Annotated in this window: 14 protein-coding genes; 4 read left to right on the top strand and 10 right to left on the bottom strand. The window is 37.1% G+C overall.

The genetic code is table 11. The features are described from left to right. Positions 1–104: 104 nt before the first annotated feature. Both BR30_RS0124650 and BR30_RS0124645 read right to left on the bottom strand, forming a co-directional pair. Complete coding sequence (locus BR30_RS0124650) at positions 105–521, bottom strand: CoA-binding protein (protein WP_026567332.1); 417 nt, start codon at positions 519–521, stop codon at positions 105–107. Positions 522–612: 91 nt separating this feature from the next. Next, positions 613–1,551, bottom strand: a complete 939-nt coding sequence (locus BR30_RS0124645; RefSeq protein WP_026567331.1) for a sensor domain-containing diguanylate cyclase — start codon at positions 1,549–1,551, stop codon at positions 613–615. Between the two features lie 307 nt (positions 1,552–1,858). Between BR30_RS0124645 and plsY the strand changes: the two genes are divergently transcribed. The 3 genes from plsY (at position 1,859) to BR30_RS0124630 (ending at position 4,584) form a co-directional block, all read left to right on the top strand. After that, positions 1,859–2,458 carry a glycerol-3-phosphate 1-O-acyltransferase PlsY gene (gene plsY / locus BR30_RS0124640; protein WP_026567330.1) on the top strand — a complete coding sequence of 200 codons (600 nt, stop codon included), beginning with the start codon at positions 1,859–1,861 and terminating at the stop codon, positions 2,456–2,458. 127 nt (positions 2,459–2,585) lie between these two features. Further along, on the top strand, positions 2,586–3,737 hold the full coding sequence (locus BR30_RS0124635) for a CapA family protein (protein ID WP_026567329.1): 1,152 nt from the start codon (positions 2,586–2,588) through the stop codon (positions 3,735–3,737). Positions 3,738–3,780: 43 nt separating this feature from the next. Then, positions 3,781–4,584 (top strand): CPBP family intramembrane glutamic endopeptidase, encoded by an 804-nt coding sequence (locus tag BR30_RS0124630; RefSeq protein ID WP_026567328.1) that lies wholly within the window; start codon positions 3,781–3,783, stop codon positions 4,582–4,584. 22 nt (positions 4,585–4,606) lie between these two features. Here BR30_RS0124630 and BR30_RS0124625 read toward each other — a convergent pair whose 3' ends face one another. From BR30_RS0124625 to mtnA, 8 genes are all read right to left on the bottom strand, one after another. Further along, positions 4,607–4,924, bottom strand: a complete 318-nt coding sequence (locus BR30_RS0124625) for a hypothetical protein (protein ID WP_026567327.1) — start codon at positions 4,922–4,924, stop codon at positions 4,607–4,609. A 63-nt stretch (positions 4,925–4,987) separates the two neighbouring features. Beyond that, on the bottom strand, positions 4,988–5,416 hold the full coding sequence (locus BR30_RS0124620) for an acyl-CoA thioesterase (protein WP_026567326.1): 429 nt from the start codon (positions 5,414–5,416) through the stop codon (positions 4,988–4,990). Positions 5,417–5,444: 28 nt separating this feature from the next. Further along, positions 5,445–7,781 carry an AAA family ATPase gene (locus BR30_RS0124615; RefSeq protein WP_231507803.1) on the bottom strand — a complete coding sequence of 779 codons (2,337 nt, stop codon included), beginning with the start codon at positions 7,779–7,781 and terminating at the stop codon, positions 5,445–5,447. A gap of 94 nt (positions 7,782–7,875) precedes the next feature. Then, positions 7,876–8,106 carry a small acid-soluble spore protein Tlp gene (tlp, locus tag BR30_RS0124610; RefSeq protein ID WP_026567324.1) on the bottom strand — a complete coding sequence of 77 codons (231 nt, stop codon included), beginning with the start codon at positions 8,104–8,106 and terminating at the stop codon, positions 7,876–7,878. 126 nt (positions 8,107–8,232) lie between these two features. Then, positions 8,233–8,373, bottom strand: a complete 141-nt coding sequence (locus tag BR30_RS0124605) for an acid-soluble spore protein N (protein ID WP_026567323.1) — start codon at positions 8,371–8,373, stop codon at positions 8,233–8,235. A 67-nt stretch (positions 8,374–8,440) separates the two neighbouring features. Continuing rightward, positions 8,441–8,572, bottom strand: a complete 132-nt coding sequence (locus tag BR30_RS0124600) for an FbpB family small basic protein (protein WP_026567322.1) — start codon at positions 8,570–8,572, stop codon at positions 8,441–8,443. A gap of 139 nt (positions 8,573–8,711) precedes the next feature. Then, the gene (locus tag BR30_RS0124595; RefSeq protein ID WP_026567321.1) at positions 8,712–9,248 is read right to left on the bottom strand and encodes a redoxin domain-containing protein; all 537 of its coding nucleotides are present in this window, start codon (positions 9,246–9,248) and stop codon (positions 8,712–8,714) included. 114 nt (positions 9,249–9,362) lie between these two features. Continuing rightward, on the bottom strand, positions 9,363–10,412 hold the full coding sequence (gene mtnA / locus BR30_RS0124590; protein ID WP_026567320.1) for an S-methyl-5-thioribose-1-phosphate isomerase: 1,050 nt from the start codon (positions 10,410–10,412) through the stop codon (positions 9,363–9,365). 194 nt (positions 10,413–10,606) lie between these two features. Between mtnA and BR30_RS0124585 the strand changes: the two genes are divergently transcribed. Continuing rightward, positions 10,607–11,644 carry an NAD-dependent epimerase/dehydratase family protein gene (locus BR30_RS0124585; RefSeq protein ID WP_026567319.1) on the top strand — a complete coding sequence of 346 codons (1,038 nt, stop codon included), beginning with the start codon at positions 10,607–10,609 and terminating at the stop codon, positions 11,642–11,644. Positions 11,645–11,677 lie beyond the last annotated feature (33 nt).

Raw genomic sequence — 11,677 nt, 5'->3', positions numbered from 1 at the left:
TACGTAATTTTAAACAACATATTTTTGTAATAATATAATCATGGGTTTAAAGCGTGTTAAAAATAAAAAAACTGCTAAATATTAGCAGTTTTAGGGTTGGATTTTTAAGCTCTAGATATCGCATGTTCGACTTTAATGCAACGATTCATTATAACCGTATATCCCTTGTTTTTTAAGAATTCATAGGCTTCTTCGTTTTCAAGGCCAAGCTGGGCCCAGTAGATATCTGAATCAATCTCATCAAACTCCTTCGCAACATCGAACAATTGTTCTGACCTGCGGAAAACATTAACAATGTCCACGTGTCCTTCAATATCTTTGAGAGATGCAACGGCTTTCACTCCTAATGCAGATTCAATCGTGGGATTCACCGGAATAATTTCATAGCCCGCTTTTTGCATCGCTTCAGACACTTGATAGGAAGTTCGTTCAGGATTATTACTCAAACCAACTACCGCAATTCTTTTTGCCTTTTTTAAAATAATTCCAATTTCATTGCGACTTGGATTTTCAATAGTCATCATATTCACTCCTAGGGTCTTTTTCTTTATTTTACCTATATTTTCAAAAAAAAACATAATAAACAGCTTAAAGGGTCGCATTCTTTACTTCTTATTTGTAAAGAGTTACACAGTTTCTCCCACGGTCTTTTGAAAAAGAGAGTGCTTGATTCGCCTCTAAAATTAATTCCTCTTTCGCTTTCCCTTTAGAATACACGGAGATTCCAAAGCTGCAAGTGATCTTATCGATATTCTCAAAATGAAATTCCTCAATAATCGAACGGATGGATTCTGCTAATTCCTGTGCCCCATTTCCGTCGGTTCCAGGAGTGAATAATATAAATTCTTCTCTACCCCAACGGGCAAAAATATCTGATTCGCGAATCCGTTGCTGAACGATGATGGAAATGGTAGAGAGTACTTTATTACCTGCATCTTGCCCAAACCGTTCATTCACATGTTTAAAGAAATCAACATCCATGATAATCATCGAAAAAGGCTGGGTTAATCGTTCGGCACGTCTCATTTCCACCTCTAAGATCGCATTTATTTCCAATTGGTTTATACTGTAAGTTAAAGAATCCATCAGGAATAATTGTCTGTTCTCTCTCTTCTCCTTCTCTAAATTGGTGATATCCATACAGACACATAAGTATTGGTTCGAACCCGGTATGGACTCATATTTTAAATTAAAGTAACTCTCTTCACTATTGATGTTGATCCAGTGCATATTTACAGAGTTTTTTCCCATTTCTATGATTTCTTCAAACCATCTTCTTTTATCGATTGGATAAAAATAATTGGCATCTTCTACAAAAAAACTAGAAAGGTATTTCATTTTAGGTAGCTGTGTCTGAGCCTTACTGATTCCAGTAAAATTACTAAAGGCTTGATTGAATTCGATAATATCCTCGTTGTCAGTAACATAGATAAGGTGGTCTTGAAAGTTTAATAAAGCTTTCGTTAACTTCTTTTGTTTGGAAATTTCTTTTTCAAGCTGTTTCACATCTTTGTATTGGTAAGTTAAGTATGGTTGAATATTAGCCGCCACTTTGAAGCACCTCTTTCTTTCATTCAGGATAATATGATAAAACCGACCATTTATTAAGATACTTCGGTCGGTTTAGTATGTATTTCTATGATTTTATCTAAATTATATTGACTCCATGCATGGCTTTCAATGGATTAACAAATGGTTTGAAAATTCTTCTTATTTTCGTAATAAAATTGACCCTATTTGTTCTTACTTTTGACCAGATTTAAAAAAGCAAATACATGTGAAAGGATTAATAGTGTTTTTTCTAAATTCCATGGTAAAATAGAAGGACCGGATCTTTTTGTAGAAGGAGAATTTGTTAATGATTCAAATTATTTTAGTAGTCATTCTGGCTTATTTACTTGGTTCGATCCCCTCTGGTTTAATTATCGGTAAGGTTTTTTATAAAACAGATATTCGTGAACATGGGAGTGGAAATTTAGGAGGGACCAATACCTTTCGTACACTAGGTGTAAAAGCTGGATTAGTGGTTACACTTGCTGACATCCTGAAAGGGACCTTAGCTGCCGCCTTGCCGCATCTCTTCCAAGTTGATATAAATCCATTAATGGCAGGTATTTTTGCAGTTGTCGGGCACACCTATCCAATCTTCGCAGGGTTTCGTGGGGGAAAAGCGGTTGCTACCTCTGGTGGTGTCGTATTGTTTTATGCACCTTATATGTTTATTACCGTATTAATTTTCTTTTTTATTAGTTTATACATATCAAAATATGTTTCCTTATCTTCAATGATAGCAGGGATTACAGCCGTGATGTTTGCCCTTGTTTCGGGGGTGGTTGATGAATGGGACATCCCTCTTCTCATTGTCGTCCTGTTCCTTGCGTCGTTTGTCATTTATCGTCACCGAGCAAATATTAAACGAATTATGAATAAGACAGAGCCCAAGATTAAATGGCTTTAGCAAAGGAAGAACCGATTTTTCGGTTCTTTTTTATATGTTAAAAACTCCTTTTTAATCAAAGAATAGTTTTAACATTATCCAAGAATATAATATAGTATAATTATCAGATAAAAGATAAGGAGTAGTTATGAAAAGGCATGCCATACCTTCAGTTATAATTATTTTTGTTTGTATTGCTTTAGCATCATTCCTTTTTATTCAACAATGGCAAAATACTAATGAGGACGAACAAAAGGTTTTTCCAACGAAAAATCTTCAAACCCGTTCTTTATTGCTGGTCAATCGAGAAATGACAGAAAAAATAACCATTGGAGCCATCGGAGATATCCTTATTCACGATAATGTTTATCAAGATGCCTTTAATGGTGCAACATATGAATTTGACCCGATGTTTGAGAACGTAAAAACTCTATTAAAAAAACCAGACGTATTAACTGCCAATCAAGAAAGTACGATAGGTGGAAAAACATTAGGTCTTGCTGGTTATCCACGGTTTAATAGTCCTTACGAGGTGGCGGATGCTCTTGTCCACACAGGAGTAGATATTGTATCCACTGCCAATAATCATACCTTGGATAAAGGCGAAAAAGGGATTAAGTCAGAGGCTGACTATTTAGAAAGTATTGGTTTACCTCACGTTGGAAGCTTCCTTGATGAAAAGGACCGCCAAAAATTGAGGATTTTAAATAAAAATGGGATAAAGATTGCTTTTCTCTCCTATACATACGGAACAAACGGAATCCCGGTTCCAGACGGAAAGGATTTCCTAGTCAATCTGATTAATCGTGAAACGATGCGTGATGAGATTCATCGTGCCAAAAAGGAAGCCGATGTCATTGTTATGAGTATCCATTGGGGAGATGAGTACCACCGGATGCCTAACAAAGAACAAAAGGATCTGGCTAGATTTCTCGCAAATGAAGGTGTCGATATCATTTTTGGATCACATCCGCATGTTCTTCAGCCCATGGAATGGATCAAAACAGCGGATGGAAGAAAAGCATTTGTTGTCTATTCATTAGGAAATTTTCTATCATCACAACGAAATGATTATAAAGATATTGGTGGTTTAGCTACGGTTGGGATTACAAAACATATATCAGGTAATGGAAATTCGATTGAATTGTCTCACCCGAATTTTTATCCAACCTATGTCTCTGGTAAAAAAAATCATAATTTCCGTGTAATCCCTTTAGAAAATGCTCGATCATTTGGTCTTCGTAATGCCAAAGAAAAGTACACGGAAATCCAAAATCACATGATGCAGTGGCTCCGTTAATACGGGGCCTTTTATTCTTAGATTAATGATAGGAGAAGATCGGATGGAACGGATAAAGCAAAAAGGGCTCTGGCTATCTGGGTATTTTTTACTCATCTTGTATCTTTTTACGAGAGGATTTTACAACCCTTTTTTTGTGCTATTAATTGGTTTATTATTAATCATTGTTTTTTTAAAAGAAGAGAATCGCCTCTCTGGTTGGATGGTTATTTCATTTTTTCTCGGAAATCTCTTGCTGGGATACATGGATAATTTTATTGAAAGTTTTCATTTAGCACCCTTTTCGCTTATCATGTTGAGTCAATTATTATTGTTGATTCCCATTTTAATGATAAGTTATGTGGTTAAGCAGTTTAAACAAGAAATAACTCCTTACTTTCACCGGCCAATTTTTACTGGAGAAATTCAATTTCCTTTTAAAATTATTTTTTCTTTTAAGAGATTCGTTCTTATATTTGGACTAATGGCTGTTCTATTTATAGGTATTACACTTCTATTTCAAAAAGAAGGTATGCATTGGCGTCCGTTTTTATTGATTTTGTTATTCGCATTGGTAAACGCGATACTTGATGAGGTATTATGGCGTGGAATCCTTCTGCCGAAACTGATCAGAATCACCAATCAACCTATTGGGATAATCGTTACGAGCATCGCTTTCGGTATCAACACCACCATGTTTGGTTTTGCACCAATGATATGTATGATTTATATTTTTCTAGGATTAATTTTAGCTTTTTTAACAGTCAAATCACAAAGTGTACTTCCTGCGATGATTGCACATACCTTCGTCACAACCTTCTTGTTAATAACCGGGTTAATAACTATCCCTGTATATTATGGTTCATAGCAAAAAGCACACTTAAAGATGGTTACTCTTCAAGTGTGCTCTGATTCTTTTTCCAAATATGTTCTAACAATCCTTCTTTATGTAAAATGTCTCGTTGGCGCTCACCAAGTAAATCATAATGGGAATACCCATCCTTGCGAACATGAATCCATTCTTTTTTTAATCCATATTTTTGTCCCCAGTCTGCTAATTGCTCAAGGTTATTACAACCAACCTTGGTTACCGTATTGCATCCTGGAAAGCGTTCATCTATCCAATAATGGGTTAAAAAAGCTATTTCTCCATTATCAATTTTTCTCTTCCACTCGATGACTTCCTGCCGTTTGATTCCAAAAGCCACCTAAGTCACCCCATTCCGACAGAAACCTGCCTGCACATATGTTTGGGAAATGTTTTCCCTAGACTATTTTTTCTTAATTTCTTCATATTTTAGGAACCATTCAGGGAAGGCTTTTTTGAATGAAGTCGGTCTAAAGTTATCTTTTTTAACAATAATGTGCGTGGTCTTCCCCTCCACACATATCTCATCTTCACCATTTACAACTATATAACCATATACCGTTTTGATACCATCATTTAATTCAACCCACGTTTTTACAAACCCCTGATCACCGTAACGCAACGGTTTTTTATAGGTCGCTTGGACGTCATAAACAGGGGCAAAATAACCTGACTCTTCCATTGCAAGATAACTATAGCCTAGATCCTCAATAAACCCAGTTCTGCCAAGTTCAAAGAATTTAAGATAATTAGCGTGGTAAATAACCCCCATCATATCCGTGTCCGCATAATAGAGTTGAATTTCTCGAGTCGAAATAAAATAGTTTTCCATGGGCCCTCACCCTTTCTACGATAGAGTTTTACATTTTATTGATGGCCTTTAATACATCCTCTACCTCAAGTAGGAGTGACTTTTCAAAAAGATCTTCCCCATCTTCCACTTCCATTAACCTTGAGGCCTGTGCTTGAATCATTTCATCCACCATATTAGTAGCAAAACGGCCATTACCCTTAAAGGATTCTTGATCTATTTTACTCAATAGCAGCAGTTTAGCATCACTTGATAATTGGTATTGATAACTTTCTGCATATACGGTCATGATTTCAAGCAGTTCTTCAGAAGTATAGTCTGGAAATAAGAAGAACTTTTTAAACCTTGAGCGAAGACCTGGATTACTTTCTAATAGCAGGTCCATTTCATGTGGATAACCGGCCAGGACTACCACTAAGTTTTCATTGTGCTTTGTCATTTCATCGACAATTGTATCGATGACTTCTTTGCCAAAATCACCTGAGGTCGAACTGAAAAGTGAATAGGCTTCATCAATAAATAAGACTCCTCCAAGAGCTTCTTTAATCTTTTTTTTCGTTTTTCCGGCAGTTTGTCCTACATACCCAGCCACAAAATCTGCTCTGCTTGCGACAATTAGATGACCTCTTTTTAACATGCCACAGTCCTTCAAAAGCTCTGCATAAATCTTAGCTACGGTCGTTTTTCCTGTTCCTGGATTGCCGGTGAAAACAGCATGTAATTGAATAGGCACTGGTGGAAGACCTTTTTTCGTCCGGTATTGCTGCATCTTGACGAAGGAAATCAGTGACCTCATTTCCATCTTTAATGCGTCTAAACCAATGAGCCGGTCCAATTTTTCATAAGGGGATTCTTCAACTTCTTCTTTTGCGATTAGAAAGTCTTCTTTATTCAGTAACATAAATTCAAGGATATTATCGTCAGAGACTTCCTTATTAGAGCCCTTCTTGAAAATTGCATCGATAACGATATTGCGGACTGTTCGTGCATTTCCGAATGTATCATCCACCCGCTCACGATCTAGTCGATGATTAATTTCAATTTTAGCTTCCTCACTAAGGAAATAATCATTATCTGCTGAAACTTTTTCAGCTATCCATATTAACTCTTCATTTGAATAATTAGGTAAATGAATGAGGTTTGACTGTGGAAAGCGACTGCGTAAGCCTGGATTTGCATCCAAAAAGGTGCGCATTTCTTCGGGATAGCCCGCCATAATTACTGCAAATCTCCCGCCATACTCACTTCCAGTCATCAGGGAAACTAACGTATCAATGGCCGCTTGACCATAATCATTGCCTGTTTGGCCTTCGCGCTTCAGACTGTAGGCTTCATCAATAAACAGCACACCACCAATTGAACGTTCCACAACGGAACGGACATTTTCCTCGGTTTGTCCAACGAAAGAACCAACAAGCTGGGAGCGGTCGGTTTCGATCACTTCCTCTCGAGGCAGGACTCCTAATTCATGATAAATTTTCGCTAATAAGCGGGCAAGTGTGGTTTTCCCTGTTCCCGGATTTCCTGTTAAAATCATATTTAGGCTCAAATCGTCCTGCATTTGAAAGCCTAAATCTTTCCGCTTTTTTTGATACTTGAGAAAGCGGTAAAAGTCATTTACTCGATTCTTGACAAATTCCATTCCAATCATATCATTTAGTTGATCTAATGCATTGATTTGATCGGTGACAGATTGTACGTTCTCTTCGTAAAATTGCCTTTGCCAAGTTTCTTTGATTTCATCTAAATTGGATAAATGCAATTTTAAATCATCATAATAGGTGGAGGTATGGAAAACACCTGTAATCGATTGGTCATACTCCTCCACGGCCTTTAATAGCTTACCTGTTTCATCGATTGCAGAAGAGTATAACTCAAATAACTGATTATACCGTTGATAAACTTCCTTCGTACTCAACGTTGCAGAAAGTTCTCTTTTTACTGCTAAATCTGATTGTTTTTCGTCTGCATTACTTAAAAAATTTTGACATACTTCTATGTACTGTTCGGCTGTTTTCTTTTTTGCCGTTCGGTTATCTGTTTCTCTCATAGCAGGAAATGTAAGAGGTAAGAGTATTTCTGCTAATTTTTTCCATTCTGTTTGTAACATATATTCTTTTGCTGCTTGATTATTTGGATCTAAACTAAGTGCTCTTTCCATCCATATTGCAGCCATTTTATCCTGTTCATTTCGTCCAATCCGAGAGAGAGCAGCAAGTGTTAAAAGTTTTGATAAGGTGATGGGATTGGATTCATCTGTCAACGCAGAAATTAATGCACTTTCATTAGAAATCGAACCATTCTGGTTTAGTTCCAGTTCCCATTGCTTTAGTTTTTCTTCATTATTATTAGTGACCTGGTTTACAATTTGTCTCAAGATTATCACTTCTTCTTCAAAATTTCCCTTCTATCTTACCATAACAATCACTCCATACCTAAACAAAAGACCTGTCCACAATGAACAGGTCATACAATTGTTATTAGCTTTGTTGGTTATTTGCTTCATCCTTAATTTCTGACCGGAACGATTCAATGCTTTCCCGGCGGCGCTCGTTCTTCGCCTCAATTTCCTGGCGTTGAGTCTCGCTGTCAGTAAGGGCTAATGATTCCTCAGCTGCTTCGATATTATTTTCCGTATTCTGAATCATCGCTTGAAGCTTTTCAACATTATCACTGCGGTCATCTGGATTCGGTTTGTTATTATATGCCATTGTAATTTCCTCCTAGGGTGTAATTGGTACAGATATAGTTTGTTACGGACTGAAAAAAATAAACAAGAATTTTTCAAAAACAAAAAAGACTTGCTGGCTTTCACCAGTCAAGTCTAAAATTCATTGTTATTCACCTTTTGTTTGTATTACTTGTGCATGCTCACCTGAAGTATCATTCATTTTCTTTCCTTTATTCCCGCTAAAACCACGTGGTTGTGTTCCAACGTGATCTGGTTGAAAACGTTTCGTTTGATATTTTTTACCCATGTCATGATCCCTCCTTATTTACATTTTGTCCTAAAGGAAGGAAAACATGATTGGTAAACTTTTTTAGTTATTCTGCTTTTCCGAGACGTTTTTCTTCTAGGCGCTGTTCAATTTTTTCCATCGCAGCGCGATCTTTTAATAGTTGTGTTTTATTTTCAGATACAAGCTCAGCAAATGAGCGTTTTCTTGGTTTTCTCATCGGTATCACCGTCCTTAGTTCCTATTCTAACAGTTATTATGCCCGGAAACGGTTGCAATTATTACAACTTTTTGAAAATTTTAAAGAAAAGCCTTTCCCAAGAAAAAAGACATTGGAATAATCCAACGTCTTTTTTAATCTATTTTAATTTTCTGGTAAAATCTTTCATATCATCAAGTTTCATTTCACCGATATATTTATTCTGAATGTTTCCTTTACTATCAATAAAATACGTAGTTGGTATGGATAGGACTTGATAAGTTTCATTTACTTGATCTTCTGAATCAAGAAGAATTGGAAAAGTAATTTTATTTTCATCCACAAAGCCTTGGACATCTAATTGAGGATCAATGTTCACGGCTAAAATGACAACATCCTTAGGCATTTGTTTTGAAAATTGTTCCATTGCCGGCATTTCTGCTTTACATGGAGGACACCATGTTGCCCAGAAGTTAAGCATTACTTTTTTACCTTTTAAATTAGACAGCTTTATCTTTTCGCCGGTAAGTGTTTTGAGTTCAAAATCAGGTGCCTTTGCTCCAACAGCGAGACCTTCTTGACTTGCTGTGGTTTGACTTTTCGTTTCGGGAGTTTCTGAAGTCTTATCCATGGCTTGAACAATCGCGACTGTAAGTAAGGAAACTAGTATTACGGTAGCAAGTACTTTTTTTATCATTCCCGAATCCTCCTTTACTTCATAATCTGCTACATTGATTTTACACTATAATCTTAGGTGAAACCAAATACGGATATGCCGAAACTGTGACAATTTACAAAAAACAATCCGCTCTTAGGATTGAAAGAGTTTCTCCAGTTCTTCCTGGTAATTTCCTTTTATTATACCCTTTTCGGTGATGATTGCGGTAACAAGCTCATTTGGTGTGACATCAAACGCAGGGTTAAACACTTTCACACCTTCAGGGGCAGTCCTTTTTCCAAAGCCATCCGTAATTTCGGATGCATCTCTTTCCTCGATTGGAATATCGGTACCTGTTTTTGTATCCAAATCAATCGTGGAGATTGGTGCTGCCACGTAGAAAGGTATATTATGGGCTTTTGCTAATAAGGCAACTCCGTATGTCCCAATTTTGTTGGCTACATCACCATTGGCTGCAACACGATCGCAACCAACAATCACTGCTTGAACCCAGCCCTTTTGCATAACCATCGCGGCCATATTGTCCGTTATGAGAGTGACATCTATGCCAGCCTGCATTAGTTCCCATGCAGTTAATCGCGCCCCTTGTAGCAGCGGTCTTGTTTCATCAGCAAAAACTTTGATATCCCAGCCCTTTTCTTTTGCTAAATAAAGTGGTGCTAAGGCTGTTCCATATCTCGCTGTAGCGATCCCACCCGCATTGCAATGTGTTAGAATCCCCATCCCGTCCTCTAAAAGGTTTAATGCATGCTCTCCGATTGTCCGACATACTTCTTCATCTTCATTACGAATGTTATGGGCTTCTTCTTCCAATGCTTCTTTGATTTGATTAATCGGTAATTCTTTCTCTTTAAGTGCTCGTTCATTCATTCGCTTCAAAGCCCAAAACAAGTTGACGGCTGTTGGTCGTGAAGATGCTAAATAATCTGATTGCTTTTTTAAATGTCCATAAAAATCCTCAAAAGAATTTTCCGGGGCATCCTTGAATCCAAGCACTAACCCGTATGCGGCAGCTATGCCAATCGCTGGCGCCCCTCGAACTTTTAGCTGCTTAATGGCATCCCAAGCATCTTCAATTTTTCTGGTTTCGAGAAATTCTGTAATGTTCGGTATTTTGGTTTGATCGAGTATTTTTAGAACTCCGTTTTCATAGGAAACGGATTGTAAGTATGTGTTTTCCATGTAAAACATCCTTTCACTTTTATGTAAATTCTTGTTAAGTTTTTAGAATCATTTCTTCAACTTCACCCAATGTAATTTTAACAATATCAGAGACATATGCAATACTTTCATTTTTTTATTTGTCGCTCTGATAAGTTAACTAAATTGTGTGAAAATTTGTTAAAATAGAAGTATGAATGAATGGGGGGATATTTTTGAAGATACTTGTATTAGGTGGAAGCCGCTTTTTAGGAAAAACATTCGTAGAAGAAGCTTTAAAACGCAATCATGAAGTCACCATATTTAATCGTGGAATTCAAAGTCCCGGAATTAAGGATATCGAAGTTCTCTATGGAAATCGATTTGGAAATTTGAAAGCGCTTCAAAATCGCTATTGGGATGCTGTACTTGATACAAGCGGGTTTATTCCCTATACAGTCCAGAACACAACCAACTTATTAAGAGACCAAGTCCAGCATTATACGTTTATTTCGAGTATTTCTGTCTATCAAGATTGGATTCAGGAGAATTTGGATGAAAACTACTCTGTCTTGAAAATGTCAATCGAGGAAGCAAATCAGCTTTCGATGGATGCCGACGGACCCATCTATCAATATTACGGACATTTTAAGGCTTTATGTGAACAAATAGCTGAGAAAAATATGCCGGGGCGTGTATTAAATATACGTGCCGGTCAATTAATTGGGCCAAATGATTATACTGACCGTGTTCCCTATTGGGTGAATAGAATCGCAAAAGGCGGCAAGGTATTGGTACCTGGAAATCCGAACCGCCGGGTGCAGATGATTGACAACAAAGACATGGCTAACTGGATACTCGATATGGAAGAGAAGCATTCCGCTGGAACTTTTAATGCAACGGGTCCTGATTATCCATTAACGATAAAAGAGTTTGTTGATACATGTATTAAAGTGACAGGTTCAAATGCAGATGTGGTTTGGGCCGAGGAACAATTTCTTCTGGATCAAAAAGTAGCCCCATGGACGGAAATGCCGCTTTGGGTGCCCGAGAATTATCCATTGTCATCTGAGTCAGTGGAGCCATGGAAAGGTGCATTTTCTATCAATGTTGATAAAGCCATTCAGAGTGGTCTTTCATTTAGGCCTCTTGAAGATAGTATCACTGATATTTATGAATGGGAGAAAACCCGCCAATTGACTGAGGATGAGTGGAATGCTGGGATACGGGCGGATAAAGAGAAAAAACTTCTAAATTTATTGACTAAAAATTGATCAGTATTTGCTAGATTGTTGAAAATGATTAAA

It is taken from the genome of Bacillus sp. UNC41MFS5 (assembly GCF_000686805.1).
The sequence above is the reverse complement of the archived record's forward strand: the minus strand, read 5'-3'. Positions and strand labels throughout refer to the sequence as shown.